Source organism: Curtobacterium flaccumfaciens, assembly GCF_051548005.1.
Lineage (GTDB): Bacteria > Actinomycetota > Actinomycetes > Actinomycetales > Microbacteriaceae > Curtobacterium.
This window is the reverse complement of sequence record NZ_JBPUGH010000046.1, coordinates 1-20651: the sequence shown is the minus strand read 5'-3', so window position 1 is coordinate 20651 and position 20651 is coordinate 1. Positions and strand designations below refer to the sequence as shown.

The 20651-nt window shown below is 72.0% G+C and carries 18 protein-coding genes; 9 read left to right on the top strand and 9 right to left on the bottom strand.

The window, feature by feature from the left end:
- Window positions 1-56: 56 nt before the first annotated feature.
- Window positions 57-353 (bottom strand): hypothetical protein, encoded by a 297-nt coding sequence (locus ACSW7Y_RS07760; RefSeq protein WP_438125729.1) that lies wholly within the window; start codon window positions 351-353, stop codon window positions 57-59.
- Complete coding sequence (locus ACSW7Y_RS07755; protein WP_438125728.1) at window positions 353-1609, bottom strand: anion permease; 1257 nt, start codon at window positions 1607-1609, stop codon at window positions 353-355. The genes ACSW7Y_RS07760 and ACSW7Y_RS07755 overlap by 1 nt, the downstream gene beginning before the upstream one ends.
- A 116-nt stretch (window positions 1610-1725) precedes the next feature.
- Here ACSW7Y_RS07755 and ACSW7Y_RS07750 point away from each other — a divergent pair, with 116 nt between their 5' ends.
- The 3 genes from ACSW7Y_RS07750 to ACSW7Y_RS07740 all read left to right on the top strand — a co-directional run bounded on the left by ACSW7Y_RS07750 (window position 1726) and on the right by ACSW7Y_RS07740 (window position 5492).
- Complete coding sequence (locus ACSW7Y_RS07750; protein WP_438125727.1) at window positions 1726-3414, top strand: cation:proton antiporter; 1689 nt, start codon at window positions 1726-1728, stop codon at window positions 3412-3414.
- 127 nt (window positions 3415-3541) lie between these two features.
- Window positions 3542-5080 (top strand): ABC transporter permease, encoded by a 1539-nt coding sequence (locus tag ACSW7Y_RS07745; RefSeq protein WP_438125726.1) that lies wholly within the window; start codon window positions 3542-3544, stop codon window positions 5078-5080.
- Between the two features lie 124 nt (window positions 5081-5204).
- Window positions 5205-5492, top strand: coding sequence for a hypothetical protein (locus ACSW7Y_RS07740; protein ID WP_290132326.1), 288 nt, complete (start codon window positions 5205-5207; stop codon window positions 5490-5492).
- On the opposite strand, the gene ACSW7Y_RS07735 is transcribed toward ACSW7Y_RS07740, so the two are convergent.
- Window positions 5493-5993 carry an 8-oxo-dGTP diphosphatase gene (locus ACSW7Y_RS07735; protein ID WP_438125725.1) on the bottom strand — a complete coding sequence of 167 codons (501 nt, stop codon included), beginning with the start codon at window positions 5991-5993 and terminating at the stop codon, window positions 5493-5495.
- Window positions 5994-6045: 52 nt separating this feature from the next.
- Between ACSW7Y_RS07735 and ACSW7Y_RS07730 the strand changes: the two genes are divergently transcribed.
- Together ACSW7Y_RS07730 and ACSW7Y_RS07725 are read left to right on the top strand one after the other, a co-directional pair.
- Window positions 6046-6396 carry a tryptophan synthase subunit alpha gene (locus ACSW7Y_RS07730; protein ID WP_290132328.1) on the top strand — a complete coding sequence of 117 codons (351 nt, stop codon included), beginning with the start codon at window positions 6046-6048 and terminating at the stop codon, window positions 6394-6396.
- Window positions 6397-6459: 63 nt separating this feature from the next.
- Window positions 6460-7350, top strand: coding sequence for an aminodeoxychorismate lyase (locus ACSW7Y_RS07725; RefSeq protein ID WP_438125724.1), 891 nt, complete (start codon window positions 6460-6462; stop codon window positions 7348-7350).
- 199 nt (window positions 7351-7549) lie between these two features.
- Here ACSW7Y_RS07725 and ACSW7Y_RS07720 read toward each other — a convergent pair whose 3' ends face one another.
- Entirely contained in the window at window positions 7550-8749 is a 1200-nt protein-coding gene (locus tag ACSW7Y_RS07720) for an amidohydrolase (protein ID WP_438125723.1), read from the bottom strand.
- 82 nt (window positions 8750-8831) lie between these two features.
- On the opposite strand from ACSW7Y_RS07720, the gene ACSW7Y_RS07715 reads away from it, so the two are divergent.
- Together ACSW7Y_RS07715 and ACSW7Y_RS07710 are read left to right on the top strand one after the other, a co-directional pair.
- Window positions 8832-10085, top strand: a complete 1254-nt coding sequence (locus tag ACSW7Y_RS07715) for a Fic family protein (protein ID WP_438125722.1) — start codon at window positions 8832-8834, stop codon at window positions 10083-10085.
- 61 nt (window positions 10086-10146) lie between these two features.
- Window positions 10147-12330 (top strand): S9 family peptidase, encoded by a 2184-nt coding sequence (locus tag ACSW7Y_RS07710; RefSeq protein WP_438125721.1) that lies wholly within the window; start codon window positions 10147-10149, stop codon window positions 12328-12330.
- Between the two features lie 47 nt (window positions 12331-12377).
- On the opposite strand, the gene ACSW7Y_RS07705 is transcribed toward ACSW7Y_RS07710, so the two are convergent.
- The 3 genes from ACSW7Y_RS07705 to ACSW7Y_RS07695 are packed head-to-tail and all read right to left on the bottom strand — an operon-like array spanning window position 12378 to window position 15063.
- A complete protein-coding gene (locus ACSW7Y_RS07705) occupies window positions 12378-13919 on the bottom strand; it encodes a CYTH domain-containing protein (RefSeq protein ID WP_438125720.1) in 1542 nt (513 codons plus the stop codon).
- Window positions 13916-14728 carry a hypothetical protein gene (locus tag ACSW7Y_RS07700; protein WP_438125719.1) on the bottom strand — a complete coding sequence of 271 codons (813 nt, stop codon included), beginning with the start codon at window positions 14726-14728 and terminating at the stop codon, window positions 13916-13918. Before ACSW7Y_RS07700 ends, ACSW7Y_RS07705 begins: the two co-directional genes overlap by 4 nt.
- On the bottom strand, window positions 14725-15063 hold the full coding sequence (locus ACSW7Y_RS07695) for a PadR family transcriptional regulator (RefSeq protein WP_438125718.1): 339 nt from the start codon (window positions 15061-15063) through the stop codon (window positions 14725-14727). The genes ACSW7Y_RS07700 and ACSW7Y_RS07695 overlap by 4 nt, the downstream gene beginning before the upstream one ends.
- A 112-nt stretch (window positions 15064-15175) precedes the next feature.
- On the opposite strand from ACSW7Y_RS07695, the gene ACSW7Y_RS07690 reads away from it, so the two are divergent.
- On the top strand, window positions 15176-15448 hold the full coding sequence (locus tag ACSW7Y_RS07690) for a mycoredoxin (RefSeq protein WP_022902366.1): 273 nt from the start codon (window positions 15176-15178) through the stop codon (window positions 15446-15448).
- Window positions 15449-15548: 100 nt separating this feature from the next.
- On the opposite strand, the gene ACSW7Y_RS07685 is transcribed toward ACSW7Y_RS07690, so the two are convergent.
- Both ACSW7Y_RS07685 and ACSW7Y_RS07680 read right to left on the bottom strand, forming a co-directional pair.
- Window positions 15549-17684, bottom strand: coding sequence for a DEAD/DEAH box helicase (locus ACSW7Y_RS07685; RefSeq protein ID WP_438125717.1), 2136 nt, complete (start codon window positions 17682-17684; stop codon window positions 15549-15551).
- Window positions 17685-18243: 559 nt separating this feature from the next.
- Window positions 18244-19488, bottom strand: a complete 1245-nt coding sequence (locus ACSW7Y_RS07680) for an aminoglycoside phosphotransferase family protein (RefSeq protein ID WP_438125716.1) — start codon at window positions 19486-19488, stop codon at window positions 18244-18246.
- A gap of 80 nt (window positions 19489-19568) precedes the next feature.
- Here ACSW7Y_RS07680 and ACSW7Y_RS07675 point away from each other — a divergent pair, with 80 nt between their 5' ends.
- Complete coding sequence (locus tag ACSW7Y_RS07675) at window positions 19569-20600, top strand: FUSC family protein (RefSeq protein WP_438125715.1); 1032 nt, start codon at window positions 19569-19571, stop codon at window positions 20598-20600.
- Window positions 20601-20651: the final 51 nt, after the last annotated feature.

The following is a 20651-nucleotide window of genomic DNA, read 5'->3' as shown; positions in this document are numbered from 1 at the left end:
CCACGAGCCTCCAGGCCGGCCTCGGTCGCGTCAGCGATCCTGACGCGCGGTGCGCGTCAGTGGAACTGCGGGACGATGAGGTAGATGCCGTAGAGCACGGCGGCGGCGCTCACCGCGAAGCAGGCGACCGCGAGTGAGCGGTACAGCCGCACCCCCGGCGGGGTCTGTCCGGGCAGCGGGAACCCGGCCGTGGCCGGCCCGACCGTGCCGTCGTCCTTCACCGTGTACTTGCCGGCACGGGTGTCCGCGGCGCTCCAGAACCGGAGTCCGATCGAGTACACCGTCACGACGAAGCAGGCGGCGACGACCGCGACGATCGCGACCGTCAGGAAGGCGAACCAGTCGATCCCCATCAGCGACGTCCTCCCTTGCGCGCAGCCATGCGGCGCAGGGTGCGCTCACGGCTCAGCTCGGCACGGCGGGCCGAGACGACCTCGGCGCGCTTCTTGCGCTGCATGTCGCGACGCTCCTTGCGGGTGAGGACCGCGTTCGCGGCCACGTCGACCTCGATCGCGGCGGCCTGGTCGTGGGGCTTGCGCAGCGACCAGAGGTACAGCCCGAGGATCACCGCGGCGCCGACGACGGCGTCGATCACGAGGCCGAGCACACCGATGCGGGCGATGCCGGACGCCACTGCACCGACGGCAGCCGCAGCCGGCAGCGTGATGAACCAGGCGATGACGATCTTGCCGGCCGTCGACCACTGGATCTTCGAGCCGCGACGACCGAGACCGGCACCGATGATCGACCCCGACGAGACCTGCGTGGTGGACAGCGCGAAGCCGAGGTGGCTCGACGCGAGGATCGTGGCGGCGGTCGAGGCCTCGGCGGCGAAGCCCTGCGTCGCACGGATCTCGGTGATGCCGGACCCGAGCGTGCGGATGATGCGCCAGCCGCCGGTGTACGTGCCGAGGGCGATCGCGAGGGCACACGCCACGACGACCCAGAACTGCACGCCCTGGCCCGCTGACTGCGCACCGGACGCGATGAGCGTCAATGTGATGACACCCATCGTCTTCTGCGCGTCGTTCGTGCCGTGTGCGAGCGACACCATCGAGCTCGTGAAGATCTGGCCGAACCGGAAGCCGCCACGCTCGTTCGGGAACACCGGGCGTCGCGTGATCCGGTAGGCGATGCGCGTCGACAGGAACGACACGAGCGCCGCGATGACCGGGGACAGGAACGCCGGGATGATCACGACGGTCAGCAGCGCCGCGTAGTTCACGGACCCGAACCCGGCGCCGACGATCGCCGCACCGATGAGGCCGCCGAACAGCGCGTGCGACGACGACGAGGGCAGGCCGCGCAGCCACGTGATCATGTTCCACACGACCGCACCGATGAGTCCGGCGAAGATCATCTCGGGGGTGATCGCCACGCCACCAGGGCCCTCGTTGATGAGGCCGTGCGAGATCGAGGTCGCCACCGCGGTGCTGAGGAACGCACCGACGAGGTTGAGCACCGCAGCGACGGTGACCGCGACCTTGGGCTTCATGGCGCCGGTCGCGATCGGGGTCGCCATCGCGTTGGCGGTGTCGTGAAAACCGTTTGTGAAGTCGAAGAAGAGGGCCAACGCGATGACCAGGACGACTATGAGTGTGATGTCCACCGCGGGAAAGTGTCCCAGGCGACCGGCCCGAGCACAAACCCTGCCGTTCACCTCCCGTCCACCTGACCTGTCGAACCGTTCAGGAACGGAACCATTCCGATGAGAGAATGTTCCTCATGGACCCCGTCGAGCTGCTCATCCTGCTGATCGGATCGCTGGCGGTGACGGGGTTCGCGCGGGCGAAGGGACTGCCCGCACCACTGCTCGTCACCGCCGTCGCACTCGCCGCGTCGTTCATCCCCGGGCTGCCGCACATCGAGATCGACAGCGAGGTCATCCTCACCGTCGTGCTGCCCCCGCTGCTCTACTCCGCCGCGCTCGACGTGTCGTGGCAGAGCTTCCAGACCTCGATCAAGCAGATCCGTCGACTCGGGATCTTCCTCGTGATCGTCACGGCGCTGGTGGTCGGCGTCGTCGCGTACTTCCTCATCCCGGACATGACGCTGCCGGCGGCGATCCTGCTCGGCGCGATCGTCGCCCCGCCGGACGCGGTGTCCGCCGCCGCGATCGGCCGGAAGCTCGGGCTCCCCCGTCGGGTCATGACGGTGCTGTCCGGCGAGAGCCTCATCAACGACGCCGCCTCGCTGACCCTGGTCCGGGTCTTCACGCTCATCATCGCGGGGACGTCCCTCACGATCTGGCAGGACCTCGGCATCTTCGGCCTCGCGATCGGCGTCGGCCTCGTCGTCGGCGGTGTGCTCGGTGTCCTCGTGCACTGGATCCGGATGCGCATCAACGACCCGGTGGTCGAGACGATCATGAGCATCCTCCTCCCCTTCGTCGCGTACATCGGCGCCGAGCACCTCTCCGGCTCCGGTGTCATCGCGGTCGTGACCGCCGGCCTCTACATCGGCTACAACTCGCCGAAGGAGGGCTACGCGACCAGGCTCCAGGAGCGTCCGCTCTGGACGAGCATCGACGTGATCCTCGAGGGCTTCGTGTTCGCGCTCATCGGCCTGCAGCTCAACGACGTCGTCCAGAAGCTGATCGAGAGCGAGCGGAGCCTCGGGCAGACGCTGACCGCCGCGGTCGTGGTGCTGCTCGTGGTGATCCTCGTACGACCGCTGTTCGTCTTCGAGTCCTACGTCCGCAACCGCATCAACGGGCGGTGGCTCCGGCCCCTGCGCGTCCGGCTCTCCCGCGGCCACCCCTCACTGCGGTGGATGCGCGGCACCGCGGAGCCGAAGCTCAACTGGCGCGAACTCACCGTCATCTCGTGGACCGGGATGCGCGGCGTGGTCACGCTCGCCGCCGCGGTCTCGGTCGTCGCGAGCCCGACGAAGATCCCGGCGCAGGACACCATCTTCGTGATCGCCTTCATCGTCACCGTCGGCACCCTCCTGCTGCAGGGCCTGACGCTCCCGTTCGTGATCCGGGCGCTCAAGGTGCAGGACCCGGAGGAGGGGATCCAGGACGTCCGCAGCGAGATGCGGCTGAACGAGCGGACCACCCGTGCCGCGATCGAGCTCATCGAGCAGCGGCGACCGGAGTGGGGCGAGCGGTTCGGCGTCGAGGCGACCGACGTGTTCGTCGCGCGACTGAAGGCGCGGCTCGAGCGGGCGGCCGAGACCTTCCGGCAGGACGCCGTGGAGGAGGAGACCGAGGACCAGCAGCTGCCCTCGCGGCTCCGTGGCTCGCAGATGCAGGACATCCGGCGCGACCTGCTCGACCGGCGCCGCGAGATCGTGCTCGAGGAGCGCGAGAAGGGCAACCTCGACGAGGAGGTCATGCGCCGCGTCCTCGTGACGCTCGACGCCGAGGAGCTCGCGATGGACTCGGCCCAGGCGTCCCGCAGCCGTTCCTGACCGCTCCGCGCGGCCCTGCGCGTCGCACGGCCGCACGGTCGCACGGCGGTGCGCACCGCGCACCGGTCCCTGTCGGACGTCGCGGCGTATCCTGGCGCTCCGATCGAGAACAGGAGCACGTGGCCGAGTGAGCACCCCGCGGAACGACCTCCAGCCGAAGCGGACCACCCGCCCGTCGACCCGCGGCACGCGTCCGCGCCGAGGGTCGTCCGTCGCCGGACACCGTCGGGTCCGACAGGCGCCCGTCCCCGACCCGCAGCACATCAGTCGCTACCGGCGGTGGTACGGCACGCTGCACCCCTCGCTCCAGCTCATCGGCCTGCAGCTCTGGATGCCGCTGTTCTTCATCGTGGGCTTCTGTCTCTGCTACGTGTTCGCGTTCCACGCACCGCACCCGCACGACGTCCCGGTCGCCCTCGTCGGCAGCGACCCGACCCTCGTCGCCGCAGTCGGCAAGGCGCTCCCGGGCGAGTACGTCTTCCACGTCTACGACTCCCTCGCCGCTGCGAAGCGCGACGTCCTGGCCGGCAGCATGGCCGTGGCGTACGACCCGTCGGCGAACGAGTTCTTCAAGGCGAGCGCGCACCAGTTCCAGGTCGCGTCCCTCGTGCCCGCGACGCTCTCGGCCGTCATCGAGGCCGGCGCTGCCGCAGCGCCGAAGATCACCGAGCTCGCGGCGCTCCCCGCGTACGACGAGTACGGCACCGTGTCGATGTACGTGATGCTCGCGTGGTGCATCGGCGGCTACATGGTGGCGATGTTCATCGGGATCATGGGCGGCCCGCTCCGGCACCGGACGCGCATGGCCGTGATCGTCGTCGGGGGTCTCGTGATCTCGCTCATCACGAACACCCTCGCGGGTCCAGTCGTCGGCGCGATCCACGGCCACTTCGTCCCGCTCGTCCTCATCGCGTGGGGCTGGATCGTGGCGATCGGCCTCGCGGTCAACGGCCTGAGCTACTTCGCCGGCCGGTTCATCGCCGCCCCGGCCATGATCTGCTTCGTCTTCCTCTCGATGCCGTCGTCCGGCGGCGCCTACCCGAAGTGGTTCATGCCGGAGCCGTTCGCGTGGCTCAACAACGTCGTCGTCGGCTCGAGCATGGTCGACATGATCAAGCACCAGATCTACGGCGTCGGGCCCGGTCTGACCCGAGGGCTCATCACGATGGCCTGCTACGCCGGAGCGGGCCTGGTCCTGATGTACTTCGGCAAGATGTGGTGGGAGCACCGACGCATCCGCGCGATCGTCACCGGCCGGACGACGATGTTCCAGGACGCCCAGACCGCGAACCGGGAGTTCCTCGGCAAGCAGCGCGACCAGGAACTCGAGCGGCACGGCCTCGCCTCGACGGAGACCGGCACGCTGACGGTCCTCCGCGACGACGACTGGGAGGACGAGCGCGTCGGCGGGGACGTCTTCATGGGCGGTCGCGACGGGCTCGAGACCGAGACGACGCCCACGGGACGCATCCCGGTGGTCCGCTCCGGTGAGCGCCCCGCACCCTCGGGACGGCCGGGAGGCCCGACCAGCGGTCCCCGCACGCGTCCCGTCCCACGGGTGGACGGTTCCAGGGCCCCGGCCCGGTCCGACGTGCCGGTCCGGACGTCCGCACGGAGCGGCGGCGGGTCCGACGACCGTCCCCACGGTCGGCACGCCGAGCGCTGACCTGCGCCGCGCTGCGCCCTGACCGGCGGTGTCGTCGCGCGGTGGTCTCACGCCGTCGCGGCGGCCGTCGTCGCGCTGACGGCCGTCGCGCTGACGGCCGTCGCGCCGGGCGTATCCTGGGCGGATGAACCCGCGCATCGCCTGGCACCGCGTCCTCGTCACCGTCGTCGTCGTGTTCCTCGCCCTCGCCGTCGTGTTCTACGCCCTGAGCGTCTTCCTGGCACCCGCCGACGGCCGGAACACCGCCGGGCTCTTCGTCGGTTGGGCGATGTTCGCGATGATCGGCGCGATCGGCTTCGGCATCGTCGACTTCTTCGTGCGTCCGCTCGGTGGCCGCAGCGGTGACGCGGACGTCATGGCCGCGGCGGAGGAAGCACGGACGGGCAGCACCCGCACGCAGCAGGTCCGCTGATCACGCTCCGGTGAACCCCGCCACGGTCGCGTTGTCCTCCGCGAACGTGAACCGTGCGCGGACGCGTCCACCGTCGAGCACGCCCGGCAGCCAGTACCTGGCGTCGTCCCACATCGCGTCGTAGGGCACGGCGTGCACCGGGATCCAGCGCGGGACGAGCTCTTCACTGCCCGTCGGGTCCCCCTGCCAGCGGCGGCAGACGAAGACGTCCGAGACCTGCGACCAGGACGGACGGAACGGGAACCGGTAGTCCAACGTGCCCCGCGCCTCCAGGTCGTCGGGGTCGAGCCGCAGGCCGACCTCCTCGGCCACCTCGCGGACGGCCGTGTCGACCGCAGCCTCGCCGGGCTCCCGCTTGCCGCCGGGGCCGACCAGGCGACCGGTCCCGAGGCCGCGACGCTTCTCGCCGAGCAGCACCTCGGGGCCGTCGGCACCGTCGCGGAGCAGGTACACGACGACCACTGCCGGGTGCTGGATCGTGCGGTCGGCGCGTTCGGTCACGCCCCCAGTGTGGCGTACGCTCGTTGCATGGCAGGCGTGCTGCGGGGGCATCATGGCTGAGTCCCGCAGGTCGGGGCGCAGCCTCGAAGTGCTGCGTGCCGAGGCCGCCGAGGAGATCTCGATGCTCGTCGAGCACCGGAGCCGGCAGGGCGAGGACCCGTGGGACTTCATGCCCACGCTGCCGACGGTCGACGAGCAGGTCGTGCTCATCCTCCGTGCGGACTCCCTCGAGCTCGATGCCGCGATCGGCAAGCGGAGCGCGCAGTGGTCGATGCACCCGGCGTCCGGTCAGGGCACCGCCATGGGCGAGGAGTACCACCGCCTCCGTCGCATCGCCCTGCAGCACCCGGAGCTGACCGAGGCGGTCTGGAAGCTGATGGGAGCGCTGCCCGACGCGAGCTGACGGGTCAGCTCCCCTCCCGAGGGTCCGGGGCGAGGGACAGCAGCTCTGCGGTTGGATGGGGGCATGACCGAAACCGTCCTCGCGATCCTCAACCAGCCCTCCCGCGACGCCGCGCCGCACGACCCGGACGCCGACACGTTCTGGTTCGCGGCCCCGCTCGAGGAGCACGTCCAGGTGCAGGACCTCGGGGTCATCCGCGGCGACGGGGTGTTCGAGACCATCACCGTGGTGGACGGCCGACCGCAGGCGCTCGAACCGCACCTCGCGCGCTTCGAGCGGTCCGCCCGCATGCTCGACCTGCCCGTCCCGGACGCCGAGGCCTGGCGCCGCACGATCGAGGCCGTGTGCGCCGAGCTCGACCCCGTCCGTGAGGGCTTCGTGAAGACCGTCCTCACCCGGGGTGTGGAGGGCTCGGACCGTCCGACGGGCTGGGCCTACGCGGCTCCCTCCGGCGACCAGACCCCCGCTCGCACGGAGGGCATCTCGGTCGTGACGCTCGACCGCGGGTACCGGCACGACGTCGAGCGCACGTCCCCGTGGCTCCTGCAGGGCGCGAAGACGCTCTCGTACGCGGTGAACATGTCGGCGCTGCGCGAGGCCGACCGCCGGGGAGCCGACGACGCACTCTTCGTGTCGACGGACGGCTACGTGCTCGAGGGCACCCGGGCGAACCTCGTCATGTCCGTCGGCGGCCGGCTCGTGACGCCCCGCACGGACATCGGCATCCTCGCCGGCACCACGCAGGCCGACGTCTTCCGGTTCGCCGAGGAGGCCGGGATGGACACCGCCTACGAACTCGTGACCCTCGCCGACCTCGAGGCCGCGGATGCCCTCTGGCTCGTGTCGAGCGTCCGGCAGGCGGCGCCGATCCGGTCGGTGAACGGGGTCACCCGGGCGATGGACCTGCCGCTCACCGAGCGCATCAACGAATTCCTCCTGTCGCGCGAGGCCTGAGCGCGGACCGCGCGATCCGACCCGACAACGGACGGGAGGCCCGTGGCGGCGTCGCCACGTCCTCCCTCGCAGGCTCGGTCGGCGCGCCCGGCGCATCGCAGGCTCGGTCGGCGCGCCCGGCGCATCGCAGGCTCGGTCGGCGCGCCCGGCGCATCGCTTCGCGATGCCGCTGAGCCGGGCGCGCCCGTCCGTCACGTGGTCACCAGCGCTCGCTGGTCACGCCCTGCCCGTCGGCCCACTCGAAGACCTGGGCGCCCTCGATCCAGACGCGCGTCGCGCGGCTGGTCGCGGCGAGCGGGTCGCCGTCCCAGAGGACGAGGTCGGCGTCGTGGCCGACCTCGAGCCGACCCACCCGGTCACCGAAGCCGAGGATCTCGGCAGGGTTGACGGTGAGCGCCTCGAGCGCGGTCTGCCAGGGCAGGCCCTCCTTGACGGCGGCCGTGGCCTGGTCGACGAGCATGTTGATCGGTACCACCGGCGCGTCCGTCGTGATCGCGACGCGCACTCCGGCGGCGGCGATCGTGGCGAGGTTCGGGATGCCGCGGTCACGGAGCTCCACCTTCGACCGGCTCGTGAAGAGCGGGCCGTAGATGACCGGGATCGCCTTCTCGGCGAGGACGTCGGCGATCTTGTGCGCCTCGGTGCCGTGGTTCACGACGAGCCGGTAGCCGAACTCCTCGGCGAGGCGGATCGCGGTCGCGATGTCGTCGTGGCGGTGGGTGTGCTGGTCCCAGGCGAGCTCGCCGTCGAGCACGCGGACGAGCGTCTCCTTCGTGAGGTCCCGGGCGAACGGGTCGCCCTTGGCCTCGGCGGCGTCGCGTGCGGCCCGGTAGTTCTGGGCCTCGACGAACGCATCGCGGATGATCTTCGCGACGCCGAGCCGGGTGGACGGGGTCTGGCCCTTGCCGCCGTAGACGCGCTTCGGGTTCTCGCCGAGGGCGCTCTTGACGCTCACCGAGTCGGAGATGAGCTGCTCGTCGATCGTCCGGCCGCCCCAGGTCTTGATCGCGACGGTCTGACCGCCGATCGGGTTGCCGGAGCCGGGCTTGACGACGATGCTCGTGACACCGCCGGAGAGGGCGTCGCGGAAGCCCTCGTCCTGGATGTCCACGGCGTCGATCGCGCGGACGCCGGCCATGTTCGGGCCGGTCATCTCGTTCGTGTCGTTGCCGGCCTCCCCGTTGGCCTCCTCGTGGATGCCGACGTGTCCGTGCGCCTCGACGAAGCCGGGGACGAGCCAGGCGCCGGCCGCGTCGACCACGGGCATCCCGTCCGGCGGCGAGACGTCCGGGCCGATCGCCGTGATCTTCCCGTCCTCGACGACGACCGCCCCGCCGTCGAACTCCGGGGAGGTGACGGGGACGACGTGGGCACCGGTGATGGCGAAGGAGTTGGTCATGCGTGCCACGCTATCGGGGCCCCGTGCATGCGACATCCGGATTCCTGGCGGAGCGCTCGCGCGCCGTCGTAGCGTGCCGACCGTGCACCCCGTCCTGCCTCCCAGCCGGTACCCGACGTCCCCCGCGGCCGAGCGCGGTGGGCCGCTGGCACCCGCGTCGGCCGGACGGCGGTGGCCCGCGCGCGCGCAGGTCGTCGTGCCGTGGCGGAGCCGTGCGCGCGGACCGAGGGCCGACCGGATGCTGCGCGAGGTCACCGCCTCCTTGCCGCCGCGGATCGCCGCGGCGGAGTGGTCACCCGATGCCGGCACCGGACAGCTCCTCGCGCACGCAGCACACGCGCTGCGGACCCTCGACGCCGAGCACGGGCACGTCCTGTCCGGGCTGTCGTCGATCATGGTCCGGACGGAAGCCGTGGCCTCGTCGCGCATCGAGCACGAGCACGCGAGCCTCGACGACCTGGCGCGCGCCTCCGTCGGCGGCCGGGCGAACCCCAGCGCGACGACCGTGGCCCGAGCCGGCGCAGCGCTGGAGCGCCTCGCGGCGAGCGCCGCGGACGGCGAGGTCACCGAAGCGGCACTCCTCGCCGCCCACCGTGCGCTCATGGCCGACGACCCGGTCGACGGGCGGTACGCCGGGCGGTACCGCGACGTCCAGAACTGGATCGGTGGCGGCACCACACCGCGACTGGCGACGTACGTCCCACCACCAGCCGCCGAGGTCCCGGAGTTGATGCACGACCTGATGGCCTTCGTGCGCCGCGACGACCTCCACCCGGTGGCGCAAGCCGCGCTCGCCCACGCCCAGTTCGAGTCGGTCCACCCGTTCACCGACGGCAACGGTCGGATCGGTCGCGCGCTCGTCGCGGCGGTCCTCCGCCGACGGGGCCTGGGTGTCCGGGTGACGGCTCCGGTCGCCGTGGTGCTCGCGGCCGAGCGGGCGCGGTACTTCGACCGGCTCGCCGCCTACCGGGACGGCGACGTGGACGACCTCGTCCGCGACCTCGCGATCGCGGTCGGCACCGTGAGTGACGAGGCGACGCTCTCGGCATTGGTGCTCCGGGAGCACCGGGCGTGGCTCGACACCCTCGGGCTGCCCCCGGCGCTGGTCGGCGTGCTCGCGCGCGACTCCTCCGTGTCGGAGGACACGCTCGACGGTCTGCTCGACGACCGGGTGGACGCGGTGGTCCGGCGCCTGTGCGGCGCCGGCGTGCTCCGGCCCCTGACCGAACGACGCCGGCGGCGGGTCTGGCGGGTCGAGGGCGTCGCGGCCGAGTTCGAGGCCTTCACCGCACGGGTCACCGACGCGGTGGTCGCACGGGCGGGTCGGGATGCGTGACGGGCTGCACGACGGGCTGCGTGACGGGCTGCGTGACGGCGCCTGCGCATAGGGTGGGACGGTGAGCAGCGAGCACGAACAGGCCACCCCGCCCACCGCCGAGAAGCGTCCGGTCACCCGGTCGCACCACGGCATCGACTTCGTCGACGACTACGAGTGGCTGCGCGACAAGGACTCCCCCGACACGCTCGCGTACCTCGAGGCCGAGAACGCCTACACCGACGCCGCGACGGCGCACCTCGCACCACTGCGCGACCGCATCTTCGGCGAGGTCAAGGCCCGCGTGCAGGAAACCGACCTCTCCGTCCCCGTGCGGATGGGTGACTGGTGGTACTTCACCCGCACCGCCGAGGGATCGCAGTACGGGGTGCAGTGCCGGGCGCCGATCACCGGTCCGGACGACTGGACGCCGCCGTCCATTCAAGCCCCTGCCGACGGCGGGCCCGGCACGCTCCCCGGCGAAGAGGTCGTGCTCGACGGCAACGTCCTCGCCGAGGGCCATGACTTCTTCTCGCTCGGCTCCTACGACATCTCGGACGACGGCACGCGGCTGCTCTACGGCGTCGACGTCGCCGGTGACGAGCGCTACACGCTGCACGTGCGCGACCTGACCACCGGGACGGACCTCGCCGACGAGATCCCGAACACCGGCTCCGGCGCCTCGTTCGACCCGTCCGGCCGGTTCGTCTTCTACCCGACCGTCGACGACTCCTGGCGGCCGGACCGCATCTGGCGGCACGCCGTCGGTACCCCGGCCGCCGCGGACGTCGTCGTGTTCGAGGAGCCCGACGACCGCTACTGGGTCGGCGTCGGCGTCACCCGGTCGTCGCAGTACATCGTCATCGAGCTCGGGTCGAAGATCACCTCGGAGGCGCTCGTCCTCGACGCGGCCGACCCGACCGGTGAGTTCCAGGTCGTCTGGCCGCGGCGGGAGGGCGTCGAGTACGAGATCGAGCACGCCATCGTCGGTGGCAGCGACCGGTTCCTCGTGCTGCACAACGACGGAGCCGAGAACTTCGAGCTGGTCGACGTCCCCGCCGACGACCCGACCTCCGAGCGTGACCGCCGCGTCGTCGTCGCCCACCACCCGGAGCGTCGGATCGAATCGGTCGACGCCTTCGCCGGGCACCTCGCGCTCGAGTACCGGTCCGAGGCGCTCCCCCGCGTCGCGATCATCCCCATCGAGGACGACGGGTACGGCGACGCACACGAGGTCCCGTTCGACGAAGCGCTCTTCTCCGCTGGGCTCGGCGGGAACCCGGAGTGGGAGCAGCCCACCCTGCGGATCGGCTTCACGTCGTTCGTGACCCCCTCCGAGGTGAGCGACCTCGACCTCGCGACCGGCGAGGTCACCGTCCTCAAGCAGCAGCCGGTCCTCGGCGGCTACGACCCGGCGGACTACGTGCAGGAGCGCGACTGGGCCACCGCAGCGGACGGGACCCGCGTGCCGATCTCGCTCGTGTGGCGCCGCGACGCTGTCGAGCCCGGGCAGCCCGCACCGCTGCACCTCTACGGCTACGGCTCGTACGAGCACTCAATCGACCCAGGGTTCAGCGTCATGCGGCTGAGCATGCTCGACCGCGGTGTCGTGTTCGCCGTGGCGCACGTCCGTGGCGGCGGTGAGATGGGCCGCCACTGGTACGAGGACGGCAAGACCCTCACGAAGAAGAACACCTTCACCGACTTCGTCGCGGTCGCGTCGCACCTGATCGACAGCGGCCGGACCTCGGCCGACCGCCTCGTCGCCGAGGGCGGGAGCGCCGGCGGCCTGCTCATGGGTGCCGTCGCGAACCTCGCCCCCGAGCGGTTCGCCGGCATCCTCGCGGCCGTCCCGTTCGTCGACGCGCTCACGAGCATCCTGGACCCGGACCTCCCGCTCACCGTGATCGAGTGGGACGAGTGGGGCGATCCGCTGCACGACCCCGAGGTCTACCGGTACATGAGCGAGTACTCGCCGTACGAGAACGTGCGTGACGACGTGCAGTACCCGAAGATCCTCGCGGTGACGTCGATCAACGACACCCGTGTGCTCTACGTGGAGCCGGCCAAGTGGACGGCCCGTCTGCGCGAGGTCGGGGCGCCCGTGCTGCTCAAGACCGAGATGGCGGCGGGGCACGGCGGGGTCAGTGGCCGCTACGACTCGTGGCGGGAGCGGGCGTTCGAGCTCGCGTGGCTGCTCGACACGCTCGGGCTGGCCGAGGTCTCGCCGGCGGCCGCGGACGCCGAGCCGATCGCCGCCGGCTGAACGAATGGCCGGTGCCCGAGCCGCAGGGACGGGCACCGGCGCGGCGTTCACACGCGGTTGAGCGTGTGCACCGCCTCGTCGTAGGACTGCTCGGCGAGCCGGACGCGGTCACCCGCGAGGACGCCGTAGCCGAAGGTCCCCTCGCCGCCGCGCTCCGCGATGCCCGAGTTGACCCGGAGCTGTTCGAGCGCGTGCAGTGACCGGACGCGCTCGGTGAGGACCTCGGCCGCGTTGCCGATCCGCTTCCACAGCGCGTGCGGGAACGCGTCGTCGCCGAGGACGTCCATCGCCATCCGGGCGCGGAGCGTCGCCGTCCACGCCAGCTCGGTGGCGGCGAGGGCAGCGGCCTCGCGCTCGACGACGGCGACCTCGGCGTCCTCGTCGGCGACGGCGTCGCGCACGAGGTCGCGCACGCGCGGCTTCTCGATCGCGGAGACGTCCTGCGCGACGTGCTTGGGCGACCGCAGCGCCCACGCGGTCGGCTCGGGCCGCTCCACGGCGTCGTCGAGTGCGTCGAGCAGCTCGAGGAACGGCTCGGTGTGCAGGAACGACACGACGTCGCGGATCGCGTGTGCGCGTCGTTCACGGGTGGCGGCGAGGATCCGCTCACGGGTCATGGCGTCGACGAGGGCGTCCTGCGCCGGCGTGGACGCCCGGGGCAGCCGCTCGACGAGGTACTCGGCGAGCGCCGCCCGCGCGGTCACCACGGCCAGGGCGTCGGCCGCTTCGGCGGCGCGGTCGAACTCGTCGGTCGGCGCGAACGCCGGTCGGTAGGAGCCGAGGACGGCGGCGATCCCGAGCGCGGTCGAGGCGGTCTCGCGGAGGTCGACGGTCGGAGCGGTCGACTGGTCGCGCAGGTGGGCCTGCTGCTCGAGCAGCGCGGCGCGCAGCTTCCGGAGTCGCTTCGTGAGCGCGCGGGCCGCGGTGCCCTTCTCGGGCTTGTCACCGGTCTGGAGGCGCGGTGCGGGTGCGCCTGCCAGCCCACGTGCCAGCTTGGACGAGACGGCGGCGGGGCCGGCGCCCACGGCCGCGAAACGTCCGTCGAGGGCGGCGAAGAGCTCGTGGGCGATCTGCTCGTCGACGCCGCCGACGGTCTCGACCTCGACCTCGCGCCAGGTGCGCGGCGTCTCCGGAGCGTCGTCGTCGAGGCGCTGGGCCCGCACGGTGTCGTCGGCGAGCTCCGCGATCTGGTCGCCGTCCTCGTCGAGGAGCCGCGTGACGGTCCGGGTGGTGGTGATGCGGACGACCGGGCGCAGGCCTCGACCCCGGCGTTCGGTGAAGAGTGCGGCGAGGACCTCGTCGGGCACGCTGTCCGCGTCGTCGGTGAGCGGGAAGTGCTGCTCGTGCCGGACGGTGTCGGAAGCAGCGCGCTTGATGTGCCAGCCTGCGTCGGCGCCCCCGGTGCGGCGGCGGACGGTCACCCGTGCCGCGACGAGGTCGTACCGCTCGGTGTCCCAGTAGGTGGCGTCGAGCTCGAACGGCTCCTGCCGGTCGGACTGCAGGATGCCCCCGACGCCGATCAGGTCGGGCAGGTCGCCGCCCTCGGGCAGGTCGTAGGTGCGCTCGATCTCGAGGTGGGTGTCACTCACGCGCTCTTGTCTACCAGGGCTCCCTCGGGTGCCACGAACCGGCGGGGACGATCGGTGGAGAACCGGCTGGCGACGAACCCCGCCAGGACGAGCGCGAGGTACGGGACCCCGAAGAGGATCGAGTTCCACTCGGCAGGGAGCAGTGCCCACAGCGCCCCGGTGTGCTCCGCGTACGTGAGGACCATCGGGAGCACGGCGAGCGTCCAGGCCAGCCAGGGCGTGCGCGTCGCGACGAACCATCCGACGAGGGGCAGGAGGGTCAGGAGCAGGGAGAACTCGAACGGGATCGATCCGACGAACGGGAGGTAGGGCATGATGACCGCCACCACGGTCGCCGCCAGGACCATGCTCGCTCCGGTGCGCCTCCGGAGAACGCTCGCCTGCAGGAGGAGGATCGCCAGCGCGATGGCGACTCCCGGGACGACGTGCACCAGCGCTTCTCCTGCGATCGTGCCGACGACGCGCTGGGTCGTGGACCCGGAGTTCTGCTGCAGCATCAGCCACGCACCCGACGCGAGCAGCGACACCACTGCCACCGCCACGAGGACGGGCACGGTCCGGATGCGGTGCGGTTCGGGACGGACGTCGAGCGGTGCTGCGGTCATGGCGTTCCCCCAGGTGGTGCGGCGGTCGGCACGGCGGTGGAAGAGCGCCGTGGTGAAGGCACCGAACGCGAACGCGGTCGGCGAGAGGTCGAGTTCGGCGGCGCCCTGCACATCCGCGGCCCACTGTTCCCGGCGGGTCTCGCGGTGCGCGGCGGGCGAGATCGTGACGGCCGCGGCGATGAGCAGCCTGTCGAGCGCGTTCACGACGCCACCGGCCGGTTGGTCGGACGGGCGGCACCCGTCGAGCGTGCTGCGGCGCGGGCGGCGTCGGCCCGGGCGTCGACGAGCTCGCGCGCTGCGACCGCTCCGTCCCCGGTGAACTCGTAGAGCCGTCGTCGGGGTCCGGACCGCTCGGCGTCGTCGTCCCAGCTCGACCGGATCCAGTCGAGCTGCTCGAGCCGCTCGAGGATCGGGTACACCGTCCCCGCCTGACGCCCGGTCGCCTTGATGACGAGCAGACCCCAGGTCGGTCCGTCCGCGGCGAGCAGCGCGTCGAGGACGTCGAGCGTGGGGGCGGTCACGCGTCTGATCGGTTCCATGTAGTGAACCTACCTATGTAGAACAAGCACGTCAAGCTGTGTAGAACAAGTACGTCGAGCTATGTAGGACAAGCAGGACGGCACGCCCAGACAGCCGGGTTACCCTGAGCACATGAGCGAGACGATCACCCGCGACGCGTTCGTGCCCGAGGCCGGCGGCGTCACGATGTTCACGACGAGCTGGTGCGGCTACTGCGCCCGGCTGAAGAACCAGATGACGAAGGCCGGCGTGCCCTTCCGCGAGGTCGACATCGAGCAGACCCCGGGCACCGCCGAGCTCGTCGCCGAGGTCAACGGTGGCAACCAGACCGTGCCGACGCTCGTCTTCCCGGACGGCAGCACGGCGACGAACCCCTCCCTCGCCGAGGTCCAGTCGCGCGTCTGACACTGCCCGCGGAGGGGATCGCGTCCCTCGACGAACAACGCGCCCCGCGAGAACGGGGCGCGTTGTCCGTGGTGGGGTGCGAACCCCCGGGAAGCTCGCGCTACCGACCGCCGCGCTCCAGGGCGTCGGTGAGCAGCGCCGCCATCGCGTCGAGCTGGATGTCGCCCGAGTCGACGATCTCCTCGTCGGAGCCGTCGAGCGCCCGTGCGGCCAGCGAGGCCTTCGAGTCGATGAGGTCCGCGATCTTCGTGTCGATCGTCTGCGCCGCGATGATGCGCCACGCGGTGACGGGTTCCTCCTGCCCGATGCGGTGCACGCGGTCGATCGCCTGGGTCTGCTCCGCGCTCGTCCACGACAGCTCCGCGAGGACGACGTTGGACGCCACCTGCAGGTTGAGGCCGACGCCCGCCGCGGTGAGCGAGCAGACGATGACGGCGACGTCGGGGTCGTTCACGAAGGAGTCGATCTCAACGGTGCGCTGCGTCGGGGTCTGGTCGCCACGGATCGTCGCCGTGCGGAGACCACGGCGGGCGAAGACCTCCTCCGCCTGGTCCATCACGTCGAGGTGCTTCGCGAAGAACACGACCTTCCCCACGTTCGACGCGAGCTGCGCGGCGTAGTCCGCGGCGAGCTGTGCCTTGGCGCGACCGATCCGCCGGACCATCGAGAACACGTTCTCCCCGGTCGACGAAGCGTCCTGGTCCTCGAGCTCCCACCGCGCGACCTGCCGGACGAGCTTGTGGTCGATGCCGACGACCGGGTCCTGCCCGGTGCGGGCGTCGAGCGCCTGGTGGTAGCGGCGGACGAGCTTCGCGGTGAGCTCGCGCTCGGCGTCGCGGATCGAACGACCCTCTTCGCCGTCGAGCTCGACCGGGATGTCGGCGATGCGACGGGCCGGGATGTCGGCGGCGACGTCCACCTTGCGGCGGCGGACGATGCCGAGGTCGATGACGGCCTTCCGCGCCTCGGTGAAGAAGCCCTGGTCGGCCGGCGTGAGACCGATCTCCTCGAGCTCGTTCATGAGCTTCGCGCGCGGCTTCTTGTCGTCGATCCAGCCGAGGAACTCCCAGATGGTGCGGAAGTCCTCGACGGAGTTGATGAGCGGGGTCCCCGTCAGCGCCATGAGCAGCGGGGCGGCCACCCGGGAGCGGATCTTCTCGGCGAGCTGCAGCACGAACCGCGACCGCTGCGAGTCCTTGTTCTTGATGAAGTGCGCCTCGTCGACGACCATCCCCTTGAACCCGAAGGAGCCGAGCCAGCCGACGTGCCGGTCGAGGATCTCGTAGTTCACGATGACGATGTCGGCGAACCCGTCGAGGTCGTCGCCGTCGCCGTGGATGACCGTCGCGGTGCGGTTCGGGACCCACCGAGCGGCCTCACGTGCCCAGTTCGTCTTGACGACGTTCGGGACGACCACGAGGAGCGGGAACGCGTTCGCGGCCTCTGCGGCGAGGAGCGACTGCGCGGTCTTGCCGAGGCCCGGCTCGTCGGCGAGCAGGAACGTGCGGTGCCCGTGCGAGGCGGCGGCGACGAGCTCGGCCTGGTGCTTCATGAGCGTCGTGCCGGACTTCGAGTGGAGCGTCGTGGGCTCCGGCAGCGGCATCGACGCCGCTCCTCCGCCCGCGCCGTACTCGAACGACTTGAAGAGCGGACCGAAGAGCTCCCAGTTCGCCAGGCGACGCGGGTGCGCGACGGGCTGGTCCGCCAGTGCGAAGTCGGGCGCGAGGAACGGGTTGGCGAGCTGCCGCTGCACGACGGCCTGCGGCACGACCGAGCGCACCGGGGTCTCGACGGTGGGCGACGGCTCAGCGGCGATGACGAGGTCCTCGGGCTGGAGCTCCATCCCGCCGGCGATCATCATGTCGCGCTTGACGGTCCGGGTGGCCTCGCTGACGGAGGCCTCCTCGGTCAGGAGCTGGATGACGCTCGTGTCACGCGCCGCCGTCTTCGCGAGGATCGTCGCCACGCCGTCGAGCCGCTTGAGCTGCTCGGCGCGCTGCGCGTCGGTGAGTTCCGTGTCCGCCTTGACCCGTGCGCGCTCCTCGCGCATGAGCAGGGCGACCGCCTGGAACTTCGAACGGTTCGACGCCTTGAGCGGTCCGCGCTGAGCGGCCGCCTCGACCTCGCGCACGGCGCGGGCGAGGACGGGAATGACGCCGTCGTTGTCGAGCGGCCTGGTGCGGCGCGACGCCGTACGCGTCCCGCCGGCAGCACGCCGGGTGCCTGATCGAGCCAACGCTCCTCCTGTTCCGCCCGTTCGTCACGGGCGAGCCGCCGATCGGCGGAAGTCTCCGTCCGGGCCCAGGTGGTCCCGGCGCATCCGGGCCACCGTGGCCCGTCGTCCGCCGGTCCCCCGCCGCCACGCTTCCGGAGCGTCCGCGGTCGGTTCCACGCGGGTGCCTGCGGTCACCCACCGGGTGTCCGCGTGACGGCCCGCGCCGGGATCCGGCGCCGTCACACGCACGTGACGCCCCCTCGGGGCGGCCACGGATCCGGCACCCGCGTCCGCCAAGCGGCAGACCGGTCCTGTCTGGATGCGACGGGACGCGCGGGCACGCGGTACGTGCGCGCTCAGTTTACTCCCCGACCGCCGACGGAGGCGACTCGGCGCTGCCCGCGCGCGTCGTGCCTCCAGGCCGGTGCGTCCGGACCCGGCCGGGAGGCACGGTGCGGGACCGGCGGAGCGGCGTCGGTCGCGCGGTGCGGAGCAGGCCGGGAGGCGCGGCACGGGACCGGCGGAGCGGCGTCGGCCCCGCGGTGCGGAGCCGGCCGGGAGGCACGGTGCAGGGCCGGCGTCAGACCCGCGGTGCGGAGCGCGGACGGACGACGCCGTCGGACGGTGCGACGGGGGTCGCCTCGGCGAGCGCGGCGCGTGTCGCCGCGAGCAGCTGCTCGGCGGTGGCGATCCCGGTGGCGGAGCCGGTCGTCGCCTGACCCCCCGCGTGGGCGAGGAGCTGCGCGCCGATCGCGGGGCCGATGCGGTCGGCCTCGGCGGGGTACCGGGTGACCCAGTCGCGGGCGATCGCGTCCGCGAGCCGTTCGGCTGCCGCGCCCCGGTCGGCGTCACCACGGGACCGGTGCCAGAGCCCGGTCACCACGAGGTGCGCGACCACGGCGCCCACGTCGCGGACCGGGTAGCCCCAGCCCGCGGTGTCGATGTCGAGGAGGCCGGAGATGCGCCACGGCTCGTCCTCGTCGACGAAGACCTGCTCGAGGTGGAGGTCCCCGTGCACGACCTGCTTCGTCCCGCTCGTCCACCCGATCGAGCGCCGGCCGATCGCGTCGTACAGGCGGTCGATCTCCTCGGCGTCCTGCGGCAGCGCGGCGACCAGCGTGCGGCGGTGCCAGTCGGCGTGGTCCATGGCGTCCGCGCGGGCCTGCTGGGTCATGGGCACCGTCGCGATCCGACCGGAGAGCGCGGCGAGCGACGCGACGAACCGGGGGTCGTCGGCGATGTCGAGGATGCGACTGCCCGCCGGGACGCCGCGGATGCGTTCGAGCACGAGCAGGCCGTCGCCGCGGCTCGACAGCACGCGGGGCACCGGGAGCCCGGCCTGGACGAACTGCTCGTGCGACCGGACGATCGGCGCGACACGGTGCGGGCGCACGACCTTGAGGAAGACCGTGCCCTCGGGGGCGTCGACGCGGACGACGGCGCGCTTGCCGGGTCGGTACGCGGCGACCGTCAGCGTCGGATCGGTGACCGGCATGCCGAGCGTGGTGAGGAGCTCGGCCACGGCGTCGCGGTAGGTCACCTGCGGCAGCACGGGCAGGCCGGGGTCGTTCGGGTACGCCCACACCGAGACCGGCTCCCCCGTGGTGGGGTCCGTGACGATGGCGCTGTTCTGGTCGTGCGTGCCGCCGGTGTCGACGTACGTCAGGACCGTCGCCCGCTGCCCGCCCCGGTCGACCGTGTCGACCTCGTAGCCGTAGAGGTACCCGTTGCCCGACGGCTCGACCGAGTGGGCGCGCGCGGCCACGACGGAGGTCCCGGAGCCGGCGAAGGCCTGCGGGATGACGCGTTCGTGGTTGGGCCACACGGGATCAGTCAACCGTGTCGCCGCGGTTTCGTCGCGTTCGTGCACGGCCCGTCGTGCGGCTCGTGGCTACCGTGGTCGTCGTGAACCCGGTCGCGAGGCTCCGCAGCTCCAGCCGCACCCCCTTCCTGCAGGTCGTGAAGACCGCGGTGGCGGTGGTCGCGGCGGTGCTCCTCTGCCGGCTGCTCATCCAAGGGCCGTTCCCGACCTTCGCGGCCATCGCCGCGCTGCTCGTCGTGCAGCCGAGCATCAACCAGTCCTTCGTGAAGGGGCTCGAGCGGAGCGCCGGCGTCGTGCTCGGGGTCGTCCTCGCGACCGGGGTGCACCAGGTGCTCGGGGACAGCGTCTGGGTGGTGCTGCTCGTCGTCGTGCTCGCGATCCTCATCGCCTGGGCACTGCGCCTGACCCCGACGTCCGCGACGCAGGTCGGCATCAGCGGCATGCTCGTGCTCACCGCCGGTGTCGTGACGCCGAACTACTCGGCCGACCGCATCCTCGAGACCGTCGTCGGCGCGGTCGTCGCCCTCGTCGTGAACGCCGCACTGGTGCCGCCGGTGCTGCTCGAGCCCGCCCACCTCGCCGTCGCCCGGCTCGCCCGTGACACCGCTGCGGCGTTCGAGCGGATCGCCGTCGGACTCACCGAGGGGTGGGACCACGAGCGGTGGCACGAGGCGTTGCTGCAGGCACGGGCACTCCGGTCACAGCACCTCCGTGCCGAGGCGTCGATCGGGGCTGCGCGCGAGTCGCTCACCATGAACCCACGACGGAGTCGGCACCGGGACGTCCTCGACCGGGACGCCGCGGTCGCGGAACACCTGCGGGTGCTCGTCACCCGGGTCACCGGCATGACACGGGCGATCCGGGACAACACCGGGCCGGACCTCGTCGCCGACCCGGTCGTCGGTCGCATCGCCACCGAGGTCGCGCGGATCGGGTCGGACGTCCGGGCGCTCAGCCAGCGGGTCGAGGCGTCCGAGCTGCCCGTCGTGGAGGAGCCGGCGTTGACGGCGCCGCTCGAGGTCCTCCGGCCGAACTCGCAGCACTGGATCCTCATCGGGGCCCTGCTCGAGGACATCCGCCGCGTGCGCGAGGAGTTGCTCGGCGAGGACGACTGACGCTGCGCCGCGCCGGGGCCGCGCGCGGATGCGACGCGCTCGGGTGCGTGC

Bases quoted from the DNA above. Each gene is read 5' to 3' on its own strand.
- ACSW7Y_RS07725 (WP_438125724.1), top strand. From the start codon at position 6,460: ATGACCGAAACCGTCCTCGCGATCCTCAACCAGCCCTCCCGCGACGCC.
- ACSW7Y_RS07720 (WP_438125723.1), bottom strand. From the start codon at position 8,749: ATGACCAACTCCTTCGCCATCACCGGTGCCCACGTCGTCCCCGTCACC.
- ACSW7Y_RS07690 (WP_022902366.1), top strand. From the start codon at position 15,176: ATGAGCGAGACGATCACCCGCGACGCGTTCGTGCCCGAGGCCGGCGGC.
- ACSW7Y_RS07750 (WP_438125727.1), top strand. From the start codon at position 1,726: ATGGACCCCGTCGAGCTGCTCATCCTGCTGATCGGATCGCTGGCGGTG.
- ACSW7Y_RS07695 (WP_438125718.1), bottom strand. From the start codon at position 15,063: ATGGAACCGATCAGACGCGTGACCGCCCCCACGCTCGACGTCCTCGAC.
- ACSW7Y_RS07760 (WP_438125729.1), bottom strand. From the start codon at position 353: ATGGGGATCGACTGGTTCGCCTTCCTGACGGTCGCGATCGTCGCGGTC.
- ACSW7Y_RS07730 (WP_290132328.1), top strand. From the start codon at position 6,046: ATGGCTGAGTCCCGCAGGTCGGGGCGCAGCCTCGAAGTGCTGCGTGCC.
- ACSW7Y_RS07740 (WP_290132326.1), top strand. From the start codon at position 5,205: ATGAACCCGCGCATCGCCTGGCACCGCGTCCTCGTCACCGTCGTCGTC.